Consider the following 22,432-nt stretch of genomic DNA (forward strand, 5'->3'; position numbering starts at 1 on the left):
TCGCACGCCCTGGAACGCCCGTGTCCTCGCGCACCGCCCCGCCCTGGCCCCTCGTCGCCCTTTTCACGGCCGGGTATCTCGCCGCGTACCTTCTGCCCACCACCGTCGGCAGACTCGACGCGGGTCTGCCGCTCTCCGCCACCGAGGCCGGCTCCATCGGCAGTGCCCTGCTGCTGAGTTCGGCCGCCGCGGGCTTTCTGCTGGCCGCCCACGTCCATCGCGTCGGCCCCCGGCGGCTGGCCCGCCTGGGGCTGCTGCTCGCCGCAGCCGGATACGGCACGGCCGCCGTCAGCCACAGCATCCCCGTGGTCGTCGCGGGAGCGGTCGCCGGCGGCTTCGGGTCGGGCACCGCCACCACGGTCGCGGCGACCGGCATCGCCGCCCAGCGCGACCCGCACCGGGTCTCCACGCTGGGCCTGTTGGGTGTCTCCGCGCTCGCCGGAGCGGTCTACCTGACGATCCCCCACCTCGGCCCCGGACACGGCCTCCCGCTCGCCGCGATCGCGCTCACCGCCCTCCTGGTGTGGCCCGCGACCGGCCGCCTCTCCTCCCCCGCGCCCGTCGCAACGGCTCCCCGCGAGACGGGCCGGCTGCCCCATCGCGGCTCCGGGCTCGTGCTGGCCGGCGGCATCCTGTGCTGGTCCCTGGCCCAGAACTCCCTGTGGGGCGTCAGCGGGCGCATCGGCCTCAGCCAGGCGCACCTCAGCGAGGTCACCGTCGGTCTGGTCTTCGCCGTCGCACTCGGCGCCGGGCTGCTCGGCGTGATCGGCGCGAGCGTGCTCGGGCCGCGACTCGGCCGTGCGCTCCCCGTCGGCGTGGGCACCGCGCTCATCGCCGGCTGTATCGCGCTCAGCGCCTCCGCCACCGGCCTCGGCACCTTCGCAAGCGGTGAGATCGCCTGGAACACGCTCTACCCGATCGTGCTGTCGTATCTGATCGGCCTCGCCGCCTCCCTGGACCGGCGTGGCCGCTGGGCCGTCCTCGTCGGCTCGGCGTCCTCGCTCGGCACCGCGGCCGGGCCCCTCACCGGCAGTGTGCTGGCCGCGCGGGCGGGCTTCCCGGCGATGGGCACGATCCTCGCGGCCGGCCTGCTGGCGATCGCCCTCCCGCTGGCCGCCGTCGCCCGGCAGCCGGGCGGCCGTCCGCTGCTGCGGGGCGGCGTGCGCCGCCGCCGGGATGTCCAGGTCACCGTGGTCGCCGTGTCGCCGGGCGGCGCGATGGGCGCGATCGCACCGGCCGACACCACCGAACAGCCCGTCGTGGAGATCCCGTTCGACACACCGGCGGCCCCGGACCAGGGGGCCTACGGCACGGCCGGGCCCCGGCAGACGACCGCCGCGCCGGGACCCGGTACCCCGTAGAACCCCTCAGTTCCCGGTGAACTCGTACGCGTCCACCTCGGCGAGGTAGCGGGCCCGCCGCTCCTCGTCGTGGTCCAGGAAGGAGGCGAGGAACGAGTTGCGGGCCAGTTCGCGCATCCGCTCGGTGCTCAGCCCGAGGGTGTCGTGCACGGCGTGGAAGTTGTCCGCCACATAGCCGCCGAAGTACGCCGGGTCGTCGGAGTTGACCGTGCACAGCAGTCCGGCGTCCAGCATCGCGGGCAGCGGATGCTCCGCCAGGACGTCGACCGCGCGCAGCCGGACGTTGGACAGCGGGCAGAGCGTGAGCGGCACCTGCTCCCGCACCAGCCGCTCCACCAGCGCCGGGTCCTCCATGCAGCGCAGACCGTGGTCGACGCGCTCGACGCCGAGCACGTCGAGGGCCTCGGTGATGTACTCCGGCGGCCCCTCCTCGCCCGCGTGCGCGACCCGGCGCAGCCCGAGGGCGGCGGCGGCCTCGTACACCTCGCGGAACTTGGCGGGCGGGTGGCCGACCTCGGCGGAGTCGAGGCCGATGCCGACGATCCGGTCGAGGTACGGCTCGGCCGCCCGCAGCGTCTCCATCGCCGAGTCCGCGGACTCGTCCCGCAGGAAGCACATGATCAGCTGGGTGGAGACGCCGTGGTTCTCCTCGCTGCGGCCGAGCGCGCGCCACAGGCCCTCGACGACAGTCCCCATGGGGACGCCCCGGGCGATATGGGCCTGCGGGTCGAAGAAGATCTCGGCGTGCCGCACGCCCTGCGCGGCGGCCCGCTCCAGATACGCATTGGCGAGATCCTCGAAGTCCCGCTCGGTCCGCAGCACGGCCATCAGCTCGTAGTACAGGTTCAGGAAGGACTGGAGGTCCTCGAAGGCGTAGGCCTTGCGCAGGTCGTCGGTGTCGGCGTACGGCAGTTCGACGGCGTTGCGGGCGGCCAGCTCGAAGGCCAGCTCCGGCTCCAGGGTGCCTTCGATGTGAAGGTGCAGTTCAGCTTTGGGGAGGGGCATCAAAGCATCGTAAGGCCTGGTCAGCGCCGTTTCGGGACCGGCACCCTGAGCAGGTCGTGCGCCACGGTCAGCTCTCCCTCGAACCCGGCGGCCCGTGCCTGCCGTTCGAACTCCTCCGGCTCCGAGTAGCGCTGGCTGAAGTGGGTGAGGACCAGGTGCCGCACCCCCGCCTCCCGGGCCACCCGGGCCGCCTGACCAGCCGTCAGATGGCCGTACTCGACGGCGAGCTGTTCGTCCTCGTCGAGGAAGGTCGACTCGATGACGAGCAGGTCGCAGCCCTCCGCGAGGGCGTACACCCCCTCGCAGAGGCGGGTGTCCATGACGAACGCGAACCGCTGTCCCCGGCGCACCTCGCTCACGGCCTCCAGCGGGACACCGCCGAGGGAGCCCTCGCGCTGGAGACGGCCCACGTCGGGGCCCGTGATCCCGTGCTCGGCGAGCCGCTCGGGCAGCATCCGCCGCCCGTCGGGTTCGACCAGCCGGTAGCCGAACGACTCCACGGGATGGGAGAGCCGGCGCGCCTCGAGCGTGTACGCGGCGGTCGTCGCGAGCACCCCGTCCTCGGCGACCGGTGCCTCGGTCAGCCGGACGGTCTCGCGGTAGGCGGTGGCGTACCGCAGCCGCTCGAAGAACCGCTGTCCCGACCGCGGGTAGTACGCGGTGATCTCGTGCGGCACCTTGTCCAGGTTGATCCGCTGGATGACCCCGGCCAGCCCCAGCGAGTGGTCCCCGTGGAAGTGCGTGACGCAGATCCGGTGCAGATCGTGGGCGGCGACCCCGGCGCGGAGCATCTGCCGCTGGGTGCCCTCCCCGGGGTCGAAGAGGATGCCCTCGCCGTCCCAGCGCAGCAGGTAGCCGTTGTGGTTGCGCTGCCGGGTCGGGACCTGGCTGGCGGTGCCGAGCACCACCAGTTCACGGGCGGACATGGCGCGTCATCCGGGGGGCCACTGCAGACCGCGGCCGCCGAGCACATGGGCGTGGGCGTGCCAGACGGTCTGCCCGGCGCCGCTGCCGGTGTTGAAGACGACGCGGTAGCTCTCCAGCTTCTCCTGCGCGGCGACCTCGCCGGCCTCGCGGAGCACATCGGCGGCCACCGACGGTGCGGCGGCGGCGAGGGTCGCGATGTCCCGGTGGTGGAGCCTCGGGATGATCAGTATGTGCGTGGGTGCCTGGGGATTGATGTCCTGGAACGCGATCGTGGTGTCGGTCTCCCGGACGATCGTCGCCGGGATGTGCCCCGCGACGATCTTGCAGAACAGACAGTCGTCCTGCGGCTCTCCCGCCATGTGCGTGCCTCCTCCTCACACGGACTGATCACTACGACGGCATCGTATCGGCCCCGCCCGCCGGTCCGGAAAGGGCCGGAGGGCGGGCGGGGCCGGGGAATGCCCGCCGCGGTACGGCGGTTCACAGGGCCGGCAGCTCCGGGGGACGCTTCGCCGGGCGCTCCTCCAGGGCGGCCAGCGCCAGCCGCACCGCCTCGTCGAGCTGGACGTCCCGCCCGGCCGCGTGGTCCTGGGGCGTCTGGACCACCTCGATGTCGGGATCGACACCGTGGTTCTCCACGCCCCACCCGTAGCCCTCCAGCCAGAACGCGTACTTGGGCTGGGTCACCAGCGTCCCGTCGACCAGCCGGTACCTGCTGTCGATGCCGATGACGCCGCCCCAGGTCCGCGTCCCGACCACCGGTCCGATGCCGAGCGCCTTGACCGCCGCGTTGACGATGTCGCCGTCCGAGCCGGAGAACTCGTTGGCGACGGCGACGACCGGGCCGCGCGGAGCGTCCTCCGGGTAGCTGTACGCGCGCAGCCCGCGCGGCAGGTCCCAGCCCACGATCCGCCGCGCCAGCTTCTCCACGACCAGTTGGGAGGTGTGGCCGCCCCGGTTCTCCCGGACGTCCACGACCAGACCCTCCCGGGCGACCTCGACCCGCAGATCGCGGTGGAGCTGCGCCCACCCGGAGCCCACCATGTCCGGCACATGCAGATAGCCGAGCCGTCCGCCGGATCTCTCGTGCACATACGACCGCCGGTCCGCGACCCACGCGTGGTACCGCAGCGGCTCCTCGTCCGCGATCGGCACGACGACGACATGCCGCGGATCGCCCCCGCCCGCCGGCGAGACGGTCAGCTCCACCGGTTTGCCCGCCGTCCCGACCAGCAGCGGTCCCGGCCCGGCCACCGGATCCACGGGCCGGCCGCCGACCGCCACGATCGCGTCCCCGGCCCGTACCGCCACTCCGGGTGCGGCGAGCGGCGCCCGGGCGTCCGGGTCGGAGGTCTCCGACGGCAGCACCCGGTCGATGCGCCAGCTGCCGTCCGGGTGCCGGGAGACGTCGGCCCCGAGCAGGCCCTGCCTACGGTCAGCGCCGGGCCCGTAGCCGCCCGGTGTGACGTACGCGTGCGAGGTGCCCAGTTCGCCCTGCACCTCCCACAGGAGGTCCACCAGGTCGTCGTGCGTGGCGATGCGCTCCAGGACGGGCCGGTACCGGTCCAGCACGCCGTCCCAGTCGACCCCGCCGAGGTCGGGCCGCCAGAAGTTGTCGCGCATGAGGCGGCCGGTCTCCTCGTACATCTGCCGCCACTCGGCCGCCGGGTCGACGGTCTGCCGGATCCGGGACAGGTCCACGGTGATGTTGGCGTCGCTGTCGTCGTCGTTCGGGGCGCGCCGGTCGCTCGGCACGACCTTGAGCTTGCCGTCGGTCCACAGCAGCACCCGCTTGCCGTCGCCGGTGACCGTGAAGTGGTCGGCGTCCGAGGCGAGATGCTCGATGCGCTGCTGGACGAGGTCGTAGCGCTCCAGTTCGGACTGGGGGTCGGGGTCGTCGGGGGTGGCCCGTGAGGTGCCGAGGACTCCGCGCACCGGGTGCCGCAGCCAGAGCACGCCGTCCTTGGCGGCCCGCAGGCCGGAGTAGCGCGCGGCCTCGACGGGGAACGGCACGATCCGGTCGGCGAGGCCGTCCAGGTCGACCCGGGTCGTGGGCGCGCCCTCGCTGTCGGGTGTCTCGTCCTTGTCCGGCGCCTGGAGGGGACGGCCGTGCCGCTGGGGCCCGAAGGGGGACGGGGTGGTCGCGGCGAGGGTGATCAGATGCGGCCGGGAGCCGCCCACGAAGGCCAGGTCGAAGACGTGCTCGTCGTAGACGGGGTCGAAGGAGCGGGCCGAGAGGAACACCAGGTGCTTGCCGTCCAGGGTGAACGCGGGCGCGTAGTCCCGGAAACGGAGCGGGGTCGCCTCCGTGACCGACAGATCGGCCGTGTTGGCGAGCTTGAGGTGGCGCAGCGGGCGGGGGCCGGGGTGCGACCAGGCCAGCCAGGCCGAGTCCGGGGAGAAGACGAGCCCGTCGGCCTCGCCGTCCTCGCTGCGGTCGACCTCGCGCACCTCGCCGCTGTCCCGCTCGACGAGCAGCACCCGCCCGTCGTGCGCGGCGACCGCGACCCGGCTGCCGTCGGGGGCGACCGCGAGCCCGAGCACCCGGCCGAGGCGCCCGCCCGCGAGCCGCCGCGGGGTGGCGCCGGGTGCGACTCCGGTGGCGGGCGCGAACTCCAGCGCGTCGTCGCCCTCCGCGTCCGTCACCCACACCACCCACTCCTCGCCGTCGGCGCGGAAGGTGCGCGGCAGCCGGGCCCGTACGCCGGGCTCGGCGGCGAGCGCGCGGGCGGGCCCCGAGCGGTGGGTGATCCAGTGGACGGCGCCGCGCACCGAGATCGCGCTGCCGCGCCCGGTGCGGTCGGGCGAGGCGGCCCCGAACCAGCGGTTCGCGCTCACCGGATACGGCTGCTGATCCACGCGCTGTCCGCCGAGCCGGATGTCGAGCCGGCGGGGCTCGGCCCCGTCCAGGTCCTCCAGGAGCCACAGTTCACCGGCGGAGGAGTACACGACCCGGGTTCCGTCGGTGGCCGCGTGCCGGGCGTAGAAGTGGTCGAGGGGGGTGTGGCGGCGCAGGTCCGAGCCGTCGGCGAGCGAGGAGTACAGCGCTCCGACGCCCTCGTGGTCGGAGAGGAAGGCGATGCGTTCCCCGACCCAGCACGGGTACTCGATGTTGCCGTCGAGGTCCTCGTGCAGCCGGACGAACTCCCCGGCCCCCTCGCCGTCGGCGGACCGGTCGATCCACAGCTTGCCCGCCGTGCCGCCGCGGTACCGCTTCCACCAGGCGGCCTCGCGGCCCATGGGCGCCGACAGCAGCACGGTGGCCGGGCCGTGGGCGACCTCGCCGACGGGCCCGTACGGCAGCGTGGTGGCCGGGCCGCCGTCGAGCGGTACGGAGTGCGCCCAGGAGCGGCGCAGGGAGGCCTGGCCGACCGTGCTGACGGCGAGCACCCGTCCGTCGGGGGTCCAGCCGCGCACCTGGGTCTTGCCGCTGCCCCAGTGGGTCAGGCGCTGGGCCGGACCGCCGTCGATCGGGGCGGCGTACACCTCGGGAGCGCCGTCGCGGGTCGAGGTCCAGGCCACGGTCCGGCCGTCCGGGGATATCCGGGGGTGGTTGACCGGGACGTTGTCGGCGCTGACCCGCCAGGCACGGCCGCCGTCGAGCGGGGCGACCCAGACGTCGTCCTCGGCGGTGAAGGCGACCGACTCGCCGTGCAGATGCGGGAAGCGGAGGTACGCGGGCGATGTGGACTGAGTCACCAGGTCACCCTAAGCAGCAAGTGTGTTCACGGACAGGGGTTTTGTCAGTCGCCCCGGCTCGTCGTGCGTGGCCGTGAGGGTCGAGCGGATCATTTGCCCTGGACGGGCCAGCAGGTGGGGTCGCCCTGGCACCAGATGGTCCTCGTCACGGTGACGGTGGGGCCGGGCAGGCCGGGGTTCGGCTGGTAGGTGCCGGGCGGCTGGTACGTCGGGGTCGGCGGGCCGTCGCAGTTGCCGAGGCCGCTCACATGGAACCACTGCCTGCCGCCCACGGTGGCCCGCAGGTCCCCGCGGACGCACCTGCCGTCGACGACCCGGGTGATCCTGCCCTTGACGGTGATGTCCTTGTCGTCGTCGGTCTTGCCCTGGCAGTCGACGCTGACGACGGTGGTCTCGGTCGGTGCGGGTGTCCTCGCGGAGCGGGTGGCGGTGGCGCCGGTGCCGTAGCCGCCCGTGCAGCTCAGCCAGCGCACCTTCACATGGTGCTGCTGGAGTTCCCTGGTCGCGGTCTGGTCGGTGGTGTACGCCGCCGCCACGGTACTCAGGTCACCGGGCTGGCACGCCACGGCTCCGCCGACGGCGACCGCCACGAGTCCGGTCGCCGCCAGGGCCCGCCGTCCCCGCGGGCGCCACCGAATCCGCCTCAATGCCCCCATGGAGGGCAGCCTGCCACTTACCCGCCGTCAGCGGTAGAGCGCATACGGCCACCGAGCGCTCCCGTGTCACTCCCCCGACGCGCCGTCAGCCGCGCAGCAGCAGCCATTCCTGGAGTTCGACCAGGTTGCCCTCAGGGTCCTTGAGGTGGGCGACGCGCATACGGTCGGTCATGGGGGCCGGGCCATGCAGCAGGGTCGCGCCGCGGGAGACGATGCGCTCGCAGTAGGCGTCCAGGTCGTCCACGCGCAGCACCACGAGGGAGCGGTGGCCCATCGCGGCGTCGCCCAGTTCGCCCAGGACGCGGGCCATCATCTCCCGGTCCTGCAGGGCGATGCCCGCCGAGCCGACGGCGGGAGAGAACTTCTCGTACGGCCCGTCCCCGGCTCCCGACTGGGGCTTGAGGCCGAGGACGTCGGCGTAGAACCGGTAGCAGGCGGCGAAGTCCGAGACCAGCAGCCGTACCTGGGCGAGTTCCATGGTGTACCCCCGAAGGTCAGGACCAGCGTCCGGTGCGGCCGAGCAGCAGCGCGGCCGCCGCGGTGCCGGCGGTCGAGGTGCGCAGCACGGTGGGCCCCAGCCGGAAGGCCCGCGCACCCGCCTCCTCGAACAGGGTCAACTCCTCGGGGGCGACGCCCCCTTCGGGCCCGACGATCAGCACGATCTCGCCCTCGGTGGGGAGTTCCACGGTCGCGAGGGGGTCCTCGCCGCTCTCGTGCAGGACCGCCGCGAAGTCGGCCTTGGCGAGAAGTGCCGCAACCTGCTTGGTCGTCGCCGCGTCCGCGACCTCGGGGAAGCGCACCCGGCGGGACTGCTTGCCCGCCTCGCGGGCGGTGGCCCGCCACTTGCCGAGGGCCTTCAGCCCCCGGTCGCCCTTCCATTGGGTGATGCAGCGGGAGGCCTGCCAGGGGACGATCGCGTCGACGCCGACCTCGGTCATGGTCTCCACGGCCAGCTCGCCCCGGTCGCCCTTGGGCAGGGCCTGGACGACGGTGATCCGGGGTGTCTGCGGCGGCTCCTCGGACACCGAGGTCACCCGGACGACCAGCCGGTCCTTGCCCTCGGTGCCGACGACCTCGCACTCCGCCCGGCGTCCGGCGCCGTCGGTCAGGACGACGGCCTCCCCCGGCCGCAGCCGCTTCACCGAGACCGCGTGCCGCCCCTCGGGGCCGTCGAGCACGAACTCGGGACCGACGGCGTCGAGCCGGTCCACGACGAACACGGGTGCCGTCATCGACCGGCACCGCCCGCGGACAACGCTGTCGCGGCCTCGCGGAGTTCCGCCGCCAGGACCTCCACCAGGCGTCCGGCGGGCAGGTCACGGGCCAGACGGTGGCCCTGGCCGGCGAACAGCGACATACCCTGCGGGTCGTCGGCCTTGGCGGCCGCCTTGCGCAGCGGCGAGGTGAGGTGGTTGATCTCGGGGTAGGCGGCGGGCGCGTACGGCCCGTGCTCCCGCATGAACCGGTTGACCAGGGCACGGGCCGGGCGCCCGGAGAACGCGCGCGTCAGCTCCGTACGGACGAACAGGGGGTCGGTCAGCGCCTGCTTGTGCAGGGGGTGCGCGCCGGACTCGGGGCTGGCGAGGAACGCGGTGCCCAGCTGGGCCGCGTTCGCGCCCGCCGCGAGCACCGCGGCGATCTGGCTGCCGCGCATGAGTCCGCCGGCCGCGACGATCGGGATGCGTACGGCCTCACGGATCTGGGTGACCAGGGTGAGCAGCCCGATGCCGGAGCCGTCGTTCTCGGCGCTGTCGCGGTGGGTGCCCTGGTGGCCGCCGGCCTCGACGCCCTGTGCGATGACCGCGTCGGCGCCCGCCTCCTGTACGGCGAGGGCCTCCTCGGCGGTGGTCGCGCTGACCAGGGTGAAGGTGCCCGCGCGGCGCAGGGACTGAAGGACCGAGGGGGCGGGGACGCCGAAGTGGAAGGAGACCGCGGGCACCGGGTCGTCGAGCAGGATGGCGAGCTTGGCGTCGTAGCCGTCGTCGCGGCCGCTCTCGGGGTCGCCCAGTTCGGCCTTGTACCAGGTGGCCTCGCCGGCGAGCTGTTCGGCGTAGACCTCGACGGCGGCGGGGTCCGCCTGGTCGGGCTGCGGGATGAACACGTTCACGCCGAAGGGACGGGCGGTGAGCCCGCGGAGCTGCTTGATCTCCTGGTACATGCCGTCGGCGGTCTTGTAACCCGCGGCGAGGAACCCGAGGCCGCCCGCCTCGGACACGGCGGCGGCGAGCTGTGGCACGGAGACTCCGCCCGCCATGGGGGCCTGCACGATCGGATGGCGGAGGAGATCGGTCAGCACGGAGGACATGACGGCATGTTGTCACGTCCTTCGAACAAGTCCGAATCCGGGCTTCCGCTGGCATATGCCCCCGGAAAGGTCCGCGGGTCAGGGCAGTGGGGGTGCTCACGGGCGACCGGAACGGGCCGGAGCGGCAGCCGACGGCAGCCCCGGGAAACACAACGGCGCCGGTCCGAGGGGAGCCGGCGCCATTGGGGTGTCGCGGAGGGTCAGCGCCCGTTGAAGGCGTCCTTCAGGCGCGAGAACAGCCCCTGCTGTCCCGGCTGGAACTGGCCCTGCGGCCGCTCCTCGCCGCGCAGCTGCGCCAGCTCCCTCAGCAGGCGCTCCTGCTCGGGGTCCAGCTTCGACGGCGTCTGCACCTCGACATGCACGACCAGGTCACCCCGGCCGCCGCCGCGCAGATGCGTGACGCCTCGGCCGTGCAGCGGGATCGACTGCCCGGACTGCGTGCCGGGGCGGATGTCGACCTCCTCCATGCCGTCCAGCGTCTCGAGCGGCACCTTGGTGCCGAGGGCCGCCGCCGTCATCGGGAGGGTGACCGTGCAGTGCAGGTCGTCGCCGCGGCGCTGGAACATCGGGTGCGGCAGCTCGTGGATCTCGACGTACAGATCACCGGCCGGACCGCCGCCGGGGCCGACCTCGCCCTCGCCGGCGAGCTGGATCCGGGTGCCGTTGTCGACGCCCGCGGGGATCTTGACGGTGAGCGTCCGGCGGGAGCGCACCCGTCCGTCGCCCGCGCACTCCGGGCACGGGTTCGGGACGATCGTGCCGAATCCCTGGCACTGCGGGCAGGGCCGGGAGGTCATGACCTGGCCCAGGAAGGACCGCGTGACCTGCGAGACCTCACCGCGGCCGCGGCACATGTCACAGGTCTGCGCCGAGGTGCCGGGCGCGGCGCCCTCGCCGTTGCAGGTGTTGCAGACGACGGCCGTGTCGACCTGGATGTCCTTCGTGGTGCCGAAGGCCGCCTCGTCGAGCTCGATCTCCAGCCGGATCATGGCGTCCTGGCCGCGGCGGGTGCGCGAGCGCGGTCCGCGCTGCGACGCCGTGCCGAAGAACGCGTCCATGATGTCCGAGAAGTTCCCGAAGCCGCCCGCGCCGAAGCCGCCCGCGCCCGCGCCGCCCGACTGGGACAGGGGGTCGCCACCGAGGTCGTAGACCTGCTTCTTCTGCGGGTCCGAGAGCACCTCGTACGCGGCGTTGATCTCCTTGAACCGCTCCTGCGTCTTGGGATCAGGGTTGACGTCCGGGTGCAGCTCGCGGGCGAGCCGGCGGAACGCCTTCTTGATCTCTTCCTGCGACGCGTCGCGGCGCACGCCGAGTACGGCGTAGTAGTCCGTGGCCACTTACGACTCCGCCAGGATCTGTCCGACGTACCGTGCCACCGCTCGTACCGCTCCCATCGTTCCCGGGTAATCCATGCGGGTCGGTCCGACCACGCCGAGTTTCGCTACTGCCTCGCCGCCCGAACCGTAGCCCACGGAGACGACCGACGTGGAGTTGAGTCCCTCGTGAGCGTTCTCGTGACCGATACGCACCCGCATGGCCGGATCCTTCGCCTCACCCAGGAGCTTGAGGAGCACGACCTGCTCCTCGAGCGCCTCCAGCACGGGGCGGATGGTGAGAGGGAAGTCATGCCCGAAGCGGGTGAGATTGGCGGTGCCGCCGATGATCAGCCGCTCCTCGGTCTCCTCCACGAGGGTCTCCAGAAGGGTGGAGAGCACCGTGGAGACCGTGCCCCGGTCCTCCGGTTCGAAGGCCTCGGGCAGGTCCTGCACGAGCTGCGGGACGTCCGCGAAACGGCGGCCGGTGACATGGCTGTTGAGCCGCGCCCGCAGATCAGCGAGTGACGTTTCTCCAAAGGGCGCGGGGCAGTCGATCATGCGCTGCTCGACCCGGCCGGTGTCGGTGATCAGCACCAGCATCACCCGCGCGGGCGCCATCGCCAGCAGTTCCACGTGCCGCACCGTCGAGCGGGTCAGCGACGGGTACTGCACGACGGCGACCTGCCGGGTGAGCTGCGCGAGCAGCCGTACCGTACGCGCCACGACGTCGTCGAGGTCGACGGCGCCCTCCAGGAAGTTCTGGATCGCGCGGCGCTCGGGCGGGGTCATCGGCTTGACGGCCGCGAGCTTGTCGACGAAGAGGCGGTAGCCCTTGTCCGTGGGGATGCGTCCGGCGCTGGTGTGCGGCTGGGCGATGTAGCCCTCGTCCTCCAGCGCGGCCATGTCGTTGCGGACGGTGGCCGGGGAGACGCCGAGGTTGTGCCGCTCGGTGAGCGCCTTGGAACCGACCGGCTCCTCGGTGCCCACGTAGTCCTGGACGATCGCGCGCAGCACTTCGAGCCTGCGTTCACTCAGCATGCGCACACCTCCAGCGGTCCGTTCCCCTTGGCGCTTCCCTGGCACTCTGCGCGGGTGAGTGCCAGCATCCCCGGGCCAAGTGTACGGCCGTCGGGTACGCCCCCGGCAAGGGCGGGCACCTGTGCCGCGCCGACGTGTACCGACCTGTCCCGCCCTGTCCTGTCCGGCCGGGCGCCTGCGGATAGCGTCACCCCATGACGGTGAGGTGGGAAGAGTCCGGGTGGGAGGCGCTCGGCGCCCGGGCAGGGCGTACGCGGCTGCCGGGATGGGACTGCACGACGGGACTGGTGGTCGGCGAGCGCGGAGCGCTCTTGATCGACGCCGGGTCGAGTCTCCGCGAGGGCGCGCGGCTGCGCACCGAGACACGACGGCTGCTCGCGCCGTTCGGCGGGGACCGGCGTGTGACACATCTCGCCCTGACGCACCCCCACTTCGATCATGTCCTCGGGGCGGCGGCGTTCGCGGGCGTGGAGGTGTTCGGGGCGGTGGGCACGGACGCGGTGTTCCTCCGGGAGCGTGACGTGCTGGTCGCGGACGCGGTACGGCACGGCCTGGACCCGGCCGAGGCGGCCGAGGCCGGGGACGTGCTGGTGCGCCCGCGCCATCAGGTGTCGGGGGAACGGACGCTGGACCTGGGCGGGGTGCAGGTGCTGCTGGCGAACGTGGGCCCGGCCCACACGGCGCACGACCTGGTGGTTCTGGTCCCCGGCGAGCGGGAGGTGGTGTTCTGCGGGGATCTGGTGGAGGAGTCCGGCGAGCCGCAGGCGGGCCCGGACGCGGTCCCCGCGCACTGGCCGGCGGCCCTGGACCGGCTGCTCGGACTGGGCGGCCCGGACGCGGTGTACGTGCCGGGGCACGGTGCCGTGGTGGACGCGGCGTTCGTCCGGGCGCAGCGCGACGAGCTGGCGTCCCGTTTCGGCGTGTCGTGAGGCCTTCCCCATCCGTGACGACCGGGCTTCTCCTATCGTCATCCGAATGCGCCAGTACTCGCCGGACCTGACCCCGCCGTGGAAGAAGCCCAAGCCCGTGCCGGAGGTCCCGGCGGACCCCGGTCTCGTGGTCGAGGAGCCGCGCACCGGCTTCTGCGGCGCGGTGATCCGCTGCGAGGCGGGCACGGTGACCCTGGAGGACCGCTTCGGCAAGCACCGGGTGTTCCCGCTGGAGCCGCGGGGGTTCCTGCTGGAGGGCCGGGTGGTGACCCTGGTGCGCCCGTCGAGCGCGCCGGTGCGTCCCACCCGTACGGCGTCGGGCTCGGTGGCCGTCCCGGGAGCGCGCGCGAGGGTGGCCCGCGCCGGCCGTATCTATGTGGAGGGCCGCCACGACGCCGAGCTGGTGGAGAAGGTGTGGGGCGACGATCTGCGCATCGAGGGCGTGGTGGTGGAGTACCTGGAGGGCGTGGACGACCTGCCCTCGATCGTGTCGTCCTTCGCGCCGGGTCCCGACGCGCGGCTGGGCGTGCTCGTGGACCACTTGGTGCCGGGTACGAAGGAGTGGCGTATCGCCGAGTCGGTGACCAGCGAGCACGCGCTGGTCGTCGGCCACCCGTACATCGACATCTGGGAGGCGGTGAAGCCCGCGGCCGTGGGGATCGCTCAATGGCCGCGCGTTCCGCACGGACAGGACTGGAAGAAGGGCGTGTGCCGGGCGCTCGGGTGGCCGGAGAACACGGGGGCGGCCTGGCAGGGGATCCTGGCGCGGGTGCGGTCCTACAGGGACCTGGAGCCGGAGTTGCTGGGGCGGGTGGAGGAACTGATCGACTTCGTCACGGATAGCGGTGGGGCTTGACACCGGGAGACGTCCCGAATTCGCCGGTGTCCAGCTCGATTCCCAGGATCGCCAGCGGCAGGCCGGCGCCGAACTTCGTCACGTGCTGCGTTTGGTAGTCGGCTCTCTCGCCCTCGCCATCGGGGTTCGTGAGCAGGACACACTGCGCCATGACCGGATCGACGATGAGATAAGCGGGCACCTTGCCTGCGGCGTAGATCGACCTCTTGACCTCGTAGTCTCGTGCGACGCTGGTTTTGGAGACGACCTCGACGACCATCGTGATCAGTGAGGACGGCAGCAGGCGCCCGGAGCGGGGCATGAGGTCACGCTCCAGGACCACCAAGTCCGGTACGGGCTCGCTGGCTTCGTCGAGGACATCGACATCCTGGGTCTGGAGGCGGGCCCACCGGTTGCGCGGAATCTGGTCCAACACGTCTTCCACAATCATGTTGTGCACCAGGTCGGGACTGGCCATCATCACGATTTCCCCCCGAAGAAGCTCGACCCTGACGCCCTCGGGAGGCTCAAGCTCCTCGAAGTACCTGGTCATCCCGCGCTCGTCCACAGCGGTCATCTCCGTGGCCCTCCACATCCGCCGCGTCCTGTCGGCGGCAGCCTACGAATCAGGTTAGGGACCGACGCGGCGTTCCGCACCGATTCACCCGCCGGAGTGATCAGTCCACCAGGTCCCGCACCACCGCGTCCGCCAGCAGCCGTCCCCGCAGGGTGAGGACCGCTCGGCCCTCCTCGTACGGGCCGTTCTCCAGGAGGCCGTCCGTCAGGGCCCGGCGTGCGGCCGCGAGCCCCTCCTCCCGCAGCAGCGACAGCGGGACGCCCTCCCTCAGGCGCAGTTCCAGCAGGATGCGCTCCACCCGGCGGTCCTCCGCCGACAGGAGCTCCCGTCCGGCCCCCGGGGAGCGGCCCTCGGCGAGCGCCGCCGCGTACGCCCCCGGGTGCTTCACGTTCCACCAGCGCACGCCGCCCACATGGCTGTGCGCGCCGGGGCCCGCGCCCCACCAGTCGGCACCGCGCCAGTACAGCTCGTTGTGCAGACAGCGGCCCGACTCCGAGGTGGCCCAGTTGGAGACCTCGTACCAGTCGTAGCCCGCGGAGCCGAGCACCTCGTCCGCGATCAGATAGCGGTCCGCGTGCACGTCGTCGTCCGTCATCGGTATCTCGCCCCGGCGGATGCGGCGGGCGAGCTGGGTGCCCTCCTCGACGATCAGCGCGTACGCCGAGACATGGTCGGGGCGCGCGCCCAGCGCCGCGTCCAGGGAGGCCCGCCAGTCGTCGTCGCTCTCGCCCGGGGTGCCGTAGATCAGGTCGAGGTTGACGTGCTCGAAGCCCGCCGCCCGCGCCTCGGTCACACAGGCCTCGGGGCGGCCCGGGGTGTGGGTGCGGTCCAGGATCTTCAGTACGTGGGGGCGGGCGCTCTGCATGCCGAAGGAGATGCGGTTGAAGCCGCCCTCCCGGAGGGTCTCGAGATACGCCGGGTCGACCGACTCGGGGTTCGCCTCCGTGGTGACCTCGGCGTCGTCCGCGAGCCCGAACTCCTCGCGGATCGCCCCCAGCATCCGTACCAGGTCCGACGCGTCCAGCAGGGTCGGGGTGCCGCCCCCGACGAAGACCGTGCGGACCTCGCGCGGGTCGTCGCCCAGCACCTTGCGGGACAGCCGGATCTCTTCGATCAACGTCTGTGCGTAGTTGTCGCGGGACGCCAGCACCCCGCCCGTGCCGCGCAGCTCCGTCGCCGTGTACGTGTTGAAGTCGCAGTAGCCGCAGCGCGTGGCGCAGTACGGCACATGGAGATAGAACCCGAGGGGGCGCTCGGCGGCTCCGGCGAGGGCGTGCGCGGGCAGTGCGCCGTCGTGGGGGACGGGCTCGCCGTCGGGGAGTGCGGAAGGCATGTCCTCCATTGTCCAGCACCGACGACGTGACCGTTCTGACGCACGTCACTCGGCGCGCAGCACCAGCAGTGCCAGGTCGTCCTCCGGGGGCTGCCCCCCGAACTCGTGCACCAGGGTCCGGATCCGCTCCGCGATCAGCTCGGCGCTCAGCCCGGCGCAGCCGGCCAGCGCCGCCGCGAGCCCGTCCCCGTCGTCGAACTGGCGGGAGCCGCTGCGCCGCTCGGTCACCCCGTCCGTGACGGACAGCAGCGTGTCGCCGGAGTACAGCTCGAACGTCTCGCACACGTAGGTGACGTCCTCGACGACCCCGAGGAGGGTCTGCGGCTGGGCCACGACCCGTACGTCGCCGTCCGGGCCCAGCAGCAGCGGCAGCGGATGCCCGGCGGAGGCGAGCGTGCAGCGCACCCCGCCGTCGAAGGGGACCAGCTCGCCGTAGAGCAGGGAGAGGAAGCGCGCGTGGGGGCCGCCGTCGGCGACCGGCACGGGGGCGCCCGCCGCCACCAGCGCCCGCGCCGCCGCGTCCGCCGCCTCCGTGGCGTCGTCCAGGAGGAGCTGGTTGAGGCGGTCCAGGACGTCGGGGACCGCGTACCCCTCGCGGGCCAGCAGCCGCAGCCAGGGGCGGGCCAGCCCGATCACGACCGCCGCCTCCGGGCCCTTGCCCTGGACGTCGCCGAGGGCGAAGCACCACCGTCCGCGGCCGGCCGGGAAGAGGTCGTAGAAGTCGCCGCTGGGGCCGCCGCCCTTGTCGCACGGTTCGTACACGAGCGCGCTGCTCACCCCGGGGATCTCGGCGACGGCCCCGGGCAGCAGGCCCCGCTGCAGCACCCTGCTGATGGTGGCCTGGCGCGCGTACTGCCGGGCCGCCCCGATGGCGAGCGCCACCCGGCGGCTGAGGTCCTCGACGAGCCCGGTGACCTCGTCGGGGAAGCGCAGCAGTCCCGTACGGCCGATGACCAGCGTGCCGAGCGGGCGGCCGCCGGCGATCAGCCGGTAGGCGAGCGCCGCCCCGGTTGTGCCGCGCGGGCCGAGCGCCTCCCCCGGCCAGGGCACGGGCACCGCCCGGGAACGCACCGACTCCGGCAGCCGCGGCGGGTCCTTCTCCAGCACCCGGCGCAGCTCCTCGATGCGGTTCTCGCTGCCGTGCCAGACCCGGGCGAGGCGCGGCCCGGTGGCGACCGCCGCCTCGGGCCCGTGCCAGCCGGTCGCCTCGTCCTCCAGCCACACCGCGCACCAGTCGGCGAGCCGCGGCACCAGGAGCTGCCCGGTGAGCGCGGCGACCAGGTCCTCGTCGAGCTGTCCCGCGAGCAGGTCGGAGGCCTCGGCGAGGAAGGAGAGCGCGCCGCGGCCCCGCCAGTCCCGGTCGGGCACACCGCGTCCGGGCTCGGCGTAGGCGGCGGGTTCGGGCCCGAGGATCTCGGCCGTGCCTAGCCCGCCCGCGAGGAAGTCCTCACCGGCGTAGGCCTCGATGCCGTCCTCACCGGCCGCGGCGCCGTCGAGGGGCAGCTGTGCCCAGACGGTCTTGGTGGCGGTGCGGTAGGTGATCCCCCAGGCCGTGGCGAGCGCGCCTACGAGGCGCAGCCCGCGACCGTACTCGGGTATGCCGTAGGTGTGCTCGGCGGCGGCGTCCCGTACCGGGCGCGAGGGGTGGTGGTCGGAGACCTCGACGAGGAGACCGGGGGGTTCGTCCTCCGTCTCGTGGAGACGGCAGACGATGTCGACGTCGGTGCCCGCGTGCACGACCGCGTTGGTGACCAGTTCGCTGACCACGACCAGGGCGTCGTCGGCCAGCCGCTCGGTGAAGGTGTCGGGCTCGGCCGCCTCGGCCCACGCGGAGAGGGCGGCGCGGACGAAACGGCGGGCGGCGCCCGGCGCGAGCGGTCCGCCCGGCAGCGTCGTACGGACCACCGTGTGCAGCGCCGCGCCCTCGTGCACGGGCATGTCCGAGGCGCGGGAGATGGTCTCCCGTTGCGTGGGAATGGTCCCCATGGACGGCTCCCCGAGCGGTTCCGGTGAACTCCGACGAATACGCCTCCGGCGATGCGGACAGAGTGACAGACCGGACCCGCTCATAAGCGCCGAGTTACCGAAGTGGGCCGTCATGGGTGAGAACCGTGCTACGGATGTGCCCGAAGACGGTCGGATTCGAGCAACGGATCTACGTCCTCTGCTCGTGCGGAATATGCCCGCCGGGGCCCCGGACCCGACCGCGGGCCCGGGTCCGGGAGCGGGTCCTACGACTCGCGCGTCCCCGCGTACATCTCGTCGATGAGGTGCTTGTACTCCCGCTCCACCACCGGGCGCTTCAGCTTCAGGCTCGGCGTGATCTCACCGTGCTCCACGTCGAGGTCCCGGGGCAGCAGCCGGAACTTCTTGATGGTCTGCCAGCGCTGGAGCCCGGTGTTGAGTTCCCGGACATAGCCGTCGACCATCTCGACCGTGGCGGGAGCGGCGACGATCTCGGCGTAGGACCTGCCCCCCAGGCCGTTCTCCTTCGCCCAGTCGAGGATCGCGGGCTCGTCGAGGGCGATGAGCGCGGTGCAGAAGTTCCGGTCGGCGCCGTGCACCAGGATGTTGGAGACGTACGGGCACACCGCCTTGAACTGTCCCTCGACCTCGGCGGGCGCGATGTACTTGCCGCCGGAGGTCTTGATGAGGTCCTTCTTGCGGTCGGTGATGCGCAGATATCCGTCGGGCGACAGCTCGCCGATGTCCCCGGTGTGGAACCAGCCGTCCGCCTCCAGCACCTCGGCGGTCTTGTCGGGCAGCCCGTGGTAGCCCTCCATGATGCCGGGGCCGCGCAGCAGGATCTCGCCGTCGTCGGCGATGCGTACCTCGGTGCCGGGCAGCGGCTTGCCGACCGTGCCCGTGCGGTACGCCTCGCCCGGGTTCACGAACGAGGCCGCGGAGGACTCGGTGAGGCCGTAGCCCTCCAGGATGTGGATGCCGGCGCCGGCGAAGAAGTAGCCGATCTCGGGCGCGAGGGCGGCGGAGCCGGAGACACAGGCCCGCAGCCGGCCGCCGAACGCCTCGCGGATCTTGGCGTACACGAGCGCGTCGGCGACCTTGTGCTTGGCGGCGAGGGCGAAGGGCACGGAGGCGGTGCCGGTGCGCCGGAAGTTGTCCTGGGTGACCTTGGCGTACTCGCGGGCGACCCCGGCGGCCCACTGGAAGATCTTGTACTTGGCCGCCCCGCCCGCGCGGGCCTTGGCAGCGACGCCGTTGTACACCTTCTCGAAGATGCGGGGCACGGCCGCCATGTACGTCGGCTGCACCACAGGAAGGTTCTCGATGATCTTGTCGGCACGGCCATCGACCGCGGTGACGTGCCCGATCTCGATCTGCCCGGAGGTGAGCACCTTGCCGAAGACGTGGGCGAGCGGCAGCCACAGGTACTGCACATCGTCGGCGCCGAGCAGCCCGGTCGCGGCGATGGCCTTGGCCATGTACGACCAGTTGTCGTGCGGCAGGCGCACGCCCTTGGGCCGGCCGGTGGTGCCGGAGGTGTAGATGAGGGTGGCCAGCTGCTCCTTGGTGATCGCGCCGACCCGCTCCTTGATCAGCCCGGGGTGCTTGGCCAGATAGGCCGCGCCACGGGCCTCCAGCTCGGCGAGGGTGAGGACCCAGTCCCCGGACTCGACGCCCGTCGGGTCGATGACGACGACATGGTGGAGCTCGGGCAGCTCGGAGCGCTTCTCCAGGGCCTTGGCGAGCTGGTCGGCGTTCTCCGCGACGAGCACCTTGCTGTCGGAGTCGGAGAGGATGAAGGCCGACTCCTCGGCGTTGGTCTGCGGATAGATGGTGGTCGTGGCCGCACCGGCGCACATGATGCCGAGGTCAGCGAGGATCCACTCCAGACGGGTGGAGGAGGCGAGCGCGACGCGCTCCTCGGGCCGTACACCCAGCTCGATCAGTCCGGCGGCGATCGCGTGGACCCGCTCGGCGGCCTGCCCCCAGCTCATCGACTTCCAGTCGTCGGGGCCCTGGCCGGTGGCCGACGGCACGGGGTAGCGATAGGCCTCGGTGTCCGGTGTGGCCGTCACACGCTCCAGGAAGAGGGCCGCGACAGAGGGCGGACGGTTCTCGATCAAAGTCTGTGTGTGGCTCACGACATCCTCCGGGCCCGCGACAGTGCGGCTGGCTCATTCCTGCTGTTTCTGCTCGCGGGCGCTGTTTAACTCGCGAGTAACGTTCGAGCAGGGATCAGGGTAGAGCCCGACCAGCCGGTTTGTAAGGGGTGCAGGTCACTCGGTTCGTCCGAGGAGCGGCCGGAGACACACGCGGAGGCCCGCCGTACCGCGCACGACGGGCCTCGTTCCACCCGGTTTGCACCGCTGATGGCGTCTATTTTTTGCCCTTTGCGGAGCCTGCGCTGTCGTCGCTGGAGAGCACCGCGATGAAGGCCTCCTGGGGAACTTCCACGGAACCCACCATCTTCATCCGCTTCTTGCCCTCCTTCTGCTTCTCCAGCAGCTTCCGCTTACGGGAGATGTCACCGCCGTAGCACTTGGCGAGGACGTCCTTGCGGATGGCGCGGATGGTCTCGCGGGCGATCACCCGGGAGCCGACGGCGGCCTGCACCGGCACCTCGAAGTTCTGCCGCGGGATGAGCTCCTTCAGCTTGGCTACAAGCCGCACGCCGTACGCGTACGCCTGGTCCTTGTGGGTGATCGCCGAGAAGGCGTCGACCTTGTCGCCGTGCAGCAGGATGTCCACCTTGACCAGGGAGCTGTTCTGCTCGCCGGTGGGCTCGTAGTCCAGCGACGCGTATCCGCGGGTCTTGGACTTCAGCTGGTCGAAGAAGTCGAAGACGATCTCCGCGAGCGGGAGGGTGTAGCGGATCTCGACGCGGTCCTCGGACAGGTAGTCCATGCCGAGCAGGGTGCCGCGGCGGGTCTGGCACAGCTCCATGATCGCGCCGATGAACTCGGTGGGCGCGAGGATCGTGGCCCGCACGACCGGCTCGTACACCTCCGCGAGCTTGCCCTCGGGGAACTCGCTCGGGTTGGTGACGACGTGCTCTTCGCCGTCTTCCATGATCACGCGGTAGACCACGTTGGGCGCGGTGGCGATCAGGTCGAGCCCGAACTCGCGCTCCAGCCGCTCGCGGACCACATCGAGGTGCAGCAAGCCGAGGAAGCCGACGCGGAAGCCGAATCCGAGGGCGGCGGAGGTCTCCGGCTCGTAGACGAGCGCGGCGTCGTTGAGCTGGAGCTTGTCGAGCGCCTCGCGCAGGTCGGGGTAGTCGGAGCCGTCGAGCGGGTACAGGCCCGAGAACACCATCGGCTTCGGGTCCTTGTAGCCGCCGAGGGGTTCCGTGGCGCCCTTGGACAGGCTGGTGATCGTGTCACCGACCTTGGACTGGCGGACGTCCTTCACACCGGTGATGAGGTAGCCCACCTCGCCGACGCCGAGCCCGTCCGCCGGGAGCATCTCGGGCGAGCTGACGCCGATCTCCAGCAGCTCGTGGGTCGCGCCGGTCGACATCATCTTGATGCGCTCGCGCTTGTTGAGCTGGCCGTCGACGACACGGACGTACGTGACCACGCCGCGGTAGGAGTCGTAGACCGAGTCGAAGATCATCGCGCGGGCGGGCGCGTCCGCGACGCCGACCGGCGCCGGGATCCGCTCCACGACCCTGTCGAGGAGCGCCTCGACGCCGAGGCCGGTCTTGGCGGAGACCTTGAGGACGTCGTCGGGCTCGCACCCGATGAGGTTGGCCAGCTCCTCGGCGAACTTCTCGGGCTGCGCGGCCGGCAGGTCGATCTTGTTCAGCACGGGGATGATCGTGAGGTCGTTCTCCATCGCGAGGTAGAGGTTCGCGAGGGTCTGGGCCTCGATGCCCTGGGCGGCGTCCACGAGGAGGACCGTGCCCTCGCAGGCGGCGAGCGACCGCGAGACCTCGTAGGTGAAGTCGACGTGCCCCGGGGTGTCGATCATGTTCAGGATGTGCGTGCTGCCCGGATCGTGGGTCGGGGCCCACGGCAGACGCACCGCCTGGGACTTGATCGTGATGCCGCGCTCGCGCTCGATGTCCATGCGGTCGAGGTACTGAGCGCGCATCTGCCGCTGCTCGACGACGCCGGTCAGCTGGAGCATCCGGTCGGCGAGCGTGGACTTGCCGTGGTCGATGTGCGCGATGATGCAGAAATTGCGGATCAGAGCCGGGTCGGTACGGCTCGGTTCGGGCACATGGCTAGGGATCGCGGGCACGCAGGGTCCTGATTCTTGAGGCGTCCGCAGTGTCTGCGGTCTCGGGTCGGATCTATACGTAGCTTCCATGGTCCCACGCGCGGGAGGCTGCGACCGGTGAGGGCCGTGCCGGGACCGGCCGTGGTGGCGTGCGCGGGGACGCATTCGGGGGCGCTGTGACCGGTTTGCCACCGGTTTACGGTGTGCGAGAGTCGTCCGGGGCGGGGCTCGGCGAGACCGGTTTGGGCGGGCCGGAAGGCGG

The 22,432-nt window shown here is 72.1% G+C and carries 18 protein-coding genes; 3 read left to right on the forward strand and 15 right to left on the reverse strand.

The annotated features are described in order from the left end of the window. Nucleotides 1–20: 20 nt before the first annotated feature. On the forward strand, nt 21–1,361 hold the full coding sequence (locus ACFYX0_RS05390; protein ID WP_388966605.1) for an MFS transporter: 1,341 nt from the start codon (nt 21–23) through the stop codon (nt 1,359–1,361). A 6-nt stretch (nt 1,362–1,367) separates the two neighbouring features. Here the strand turns inward: ACFYX0_RS05390 and ACFYX0_RS05395 are convergent, their stop codons facing one another. The 10 genes from ACFYX0_RS05395 to hrcA form a co-directional block, all read right to left on the reverse strand. Further along, on the reverse strand, nt 1,368–2,366 hold the full coding sequence (locus ACFYX0_RS05395; RefSeq protein WP_388966608.1) for an adenosine deaminase: 999 nt from the start codon (nt 2,364–2,366) through the stop codon (nt 1,368–1,370). A 20-nt stretch (nt 2,367–2,386) separates the two neighbouring features. Further along, nucleotides 2,387–3,292, reverse strand: coding sequence for a ribonuclease Z (locus tag ACFYX0_RS05400; protein ID WP_355919411.1), 906 nt, complete (start codon nt 3,290–3,292; stop codon nt 2,387–2,389). A gap of 6 nt (nt 3,293–3,298) precedes the next feature. After that, nucleotides 3,299–3,652 carry a histidine triad nucleotide-binding protein gene (locus ACFYX0_RS05405; RefSeq protein ID WP_355919408.1) on the reverse strand — a complete coding sequence of 118 codons (354 nt, stop codon included), beginning with the start codon at nt 3,650–3,652 and terminating at the stop codon, nt 3,299–3,301. Nucleotides 3,653–3,773: 121 nt separating this feature from the next. Then, nucleotides 3,774–6,992 carry a S41 family peptidase gene (locus ACFYX0_RS05410; protein ID WP_388966610.1) on the reverse strand — a complete coding sequence of 1,073 codons (3,219 nt, stop codon included), beginning with the start codon at nt 6,990–6,992 and terminating at the stop codon, nt 3,774–3,776. 89 nt (nt 6,993–7,081) lie between these two features. Continuing rightward, nucleotides 7,082–7,648: a hypothetical protein gene (locus ACFYX0_RS05415; RefSeq protein ID WP_388966612.1), complete on the reverse strand. Its 567-nt coding sequence runs from the start codon at nt 7,646–7,648 to the stop codon at nt 7,082–7,084. Between the two features lie 85 nt (nt 7,649–7,733). Then, nucleotides 7,734–8,126 carry a VOC family protein gene (locus ACFYX0_RS05420; protein ID WP_311698406.1) on the reverse strand — a complete coding sequence of 131 codons (393 nt, stop codon included), beginning with the start codon at nt 8,124–8,126 and terminating at the stop codon, nt 7,734–7,736. Nucleotides 8,127–8,142: 16 nt separating this feature from the next. Continuing rightward, on the reverse strand, nt 8,143–8,880 hold the full coding sequence (locus ACFYX0_RS05425; RefSeq protein ID WP_388966614.1) for a 16S rRNA (uracil(1498)-N(3))-methyltransferase: 738 nt from the start codon (nt 8,878–8,880) through the stop codon (nt 8,143–8,145). Next, nucleotides 8,877–9,953, reverse strand: a complete 1,077-nt coding sequence (locus ACFYX0_RS05430) for a nitronate monooxygenase (RefSeq protein WP_355919396.1) — start codon at nt 9,951–9,953, stop codon at nt 8,877–8,879. Before ACFYX0_RS05430 ends, ACFYX0_RS05425 begins: the two co-directional genes overlap by 4 nt. 200 nt (nt 9,954–10,153) lie before the next feature. Then, a complete protein-coding gene (gene dnaJ / locus ACFYX0_RS05435) occupies nt 10,154–11,290 on the reverse strand; it encodes a molecular chaperone DnaJ (protein ID WP_355919393.1) in 1,137 nt (378 codons plus the stop codon). Continuing rightward, nucleotides 11,291–12,307, reverse strand: coding sequence for a heat-inducible transcriptional repressor HrcA (gene hrcA, locus ACFYX0_RS05440; protein ID WP_311698402.1), 1,017 nt, complete (start codon nt 12,305–12,307; stop codon nt 11,291–11,293). A gap of 194 nt (nt 12,308–12,501) precedes the next feature. Here hrcA and ACFYX0_RS05445 point away from each other — a divergent pair, with 194 nt between their 5' ends. Together ACFYX0_RS05445 and ACFYX0_RS05450 are read left to right on the forward strand one after the other, a co-directional pair. Further along, entirely contained in the window at nt 12,502–13,236 is a 735-nt protein-coding gene (locus ACFYX0_RS05445; protein WP_388966617.1) for an MBL fold metallo-hydrolase, read from the forward strand. 46 nt (nt 13,237–13,282) lie between these two features. Further along, nucleotides 13,283–14,092, forward strand: a complete 810-nt coding sequence (locus tag ACFYX0_RS05450; RefSeq protein WP_388966620.1) for a DUF3097 domain-containing protein — start codon at nt 13,283–13,285, stop codon at nt 14,090–14,092. Here ACFYX0_RS05450 and ACFYX0_RS05455 read toward each other — a convergent pair. The 5 genes from ACFYX0_RS05455 to lepA all read right to left on the reverse strand — a co-directional run bounded on the left by ACFYX0_RS05455 (nt 14,070) and on the right by lepA (nt 22,191). Further along, nucleotides 14,070–14,648, reverse strand: coding sequence for a Uma2 family endonuclease (locus ACFYX0_RS05455; protein WP_388966622.1), 579 nt, complete (start codon nt 14,646–14,648; stop codon nt 14,070–14,072). The genes ACFYX0_RS05450 and ACFYX0_RS05455 overlap by 23 nt on opposite strands. Before the next feature lie 100 nt (nt 14,649–14,748). Next, entirely contained in the window at nt 14,749–15,981 is a 1,233-nt protein-coding gene (gene hemW, locus ACFYX0_RS05460) for a radical SAM family heme chaperone HemW (RefSeq protein ID WP_388966625.1), read from the reverse strand. A 45-nt stretch (nt 15,982–16,026) separates the two neighbouring features. Further along, nucleotides 16,027–17,967, reverse strand: a complete 1,941-nt coding sequence (locus ACFYX0_RS05465) for a SpoIIE family protein phosphatase (RefSeq protein ID WP_388966628.1) — start codon at nt 17,965–17,967, stop codon at nt 16,027–16,029. Between the two features lie 245 nt (nt 17,968–18,212). Further along, on the reverse strand, nt 18,213–20,087 hold the full coding sequence (locus tag ACFYX0_RS05470; RefSeq protein ID WP_388966631.1) for an AMP-dependent synthetase/ligase: 1,875 nt from the start codon (nt 20,085–20,087) through the stop codon (nt 18,213–18,215). Nucleotides 20,088–20,322: 235 nt separating this feature from the next. After that, nucleotides 20,323–22,191: a translation elongation factor 4 gene (gene lepA, locus ACFYX0_RS05475; RefSeq protein WP_355919369.1), complete on the reverse strand. Its 1,869-nt coding sequence runs from the start codon at nt 22,189–22,191 to the stop codon at nt 20,323–20,325. Between the last annotated feature and the right edge of the window lie 241 nt (nt 22,192–22,432).

Origin of the sequence: Streptomyces sp. NPDC002573, assembly GCF_042889625.1 — a bacterium.
In the GTDB taxonomy this organism is placed as follows: domain Bacteria; phylum Actinomycetota; class Actinomycetes; order Streptomycetales; family Streptomycetaceae; genus Streptomyces; species Streptomyces gibsoniae.

Bases quoted from the DNA above. Each gene is read 5' to 3' on its own strand.
- ACFYX0_RS05395 (WP_388966608.1), bottom strand. From the start codon at position 2,366: ATGCCCCTCCCCAAAGCTGAACTGCACCTTCACATCGAAGGCACCCTG.
- ACFYX0_RS05445 (WP_388966617.1), top strand. From the start codon at position 12,502: ATGACGGTGAGGTGGGAAGAGTCCGGGTGGGAGGCGCTCGGCGCCCGG.
- ACFYX0_RS05400 (WP_355919411.1), bottom strand. From the start codon at position 3,292: ATGTCCGCCCGTGAACTGGTGGTGCTCGGCACCGCCAGCCAGGTCCCG.
- hrcA (WP_311698402.1), bottom strand. From the start codon at position 12,307: ATGCTGAGTGAACGCAGGCTCGAAGTGCTGCGCGCGATCGTCCAGGAC.
- ACFYX0_RS05425 (WP_388966614.1), bottom strand. From the start codon at position 8,880: ATGACGGCACCCGTGTTCGTCGTGGACCGGCTCGACGCCGTCGGTCCC.
- ACFYX0_RS05420 (WP_311698406.1), bottom strand. From the start codon at position 8,126: ATGGAACTCGCCCAGGTACGGCTGCTGGTCTCGGACTTCGCCGCCTGC.
- ACFYX0_RS05415 (WP_388966612.1), bottom strand. From the start codon at position 7,648: ATGGGGGCATTGAGGCGGATTCGGTGGCGCCCGCGGGGACGGCGGGCC.
- ACFYX0_RS05430 (WP_355919396.1), bottom strand. From the start codon at position 9,953: ATGTCCTCCGTGCTGACCGATCTCCTCCGCCATCCGATCGTGCAGGCC.
- ACFYX0_RS05465 (WP_388966628.1), bottom strand. From the start codon at position 17,967: ATGGGGACCATTCCCACGCAACGGGAGACCATCTCCCGCGCCTCGGAC.
- ACFYX0_RS05455 (WP_388966622.1), bottom strand. From the start codon at position 14,648: ATGACCGCTGTGGACGAGCGCGGGATGACCAGGTACTTCGAGGAGCTT.
- ACFYX0_RS05450 (WP_388966620.1), top strand. From the start codon at position 13,283: ATGCGCCAGTACTCGCCGGACCTGACCCCGCCGTGGAAGAAGCCCAAG.
- hemW (WP_388966625.1), bottom strand. From the start codon at position 15,981: ATGCCTTCCGCACTCCCCGACGGCGAGCCCGTCCCCCACGACGGCGCA.
- ACFYX0_RS05405 (WP_355919408.1), bottom strand. From the start codon at position 3,652: ATGGCGGGAGAGCCGCAGGACGACTGTCTGTTCTGCAAGATCGTCGCG.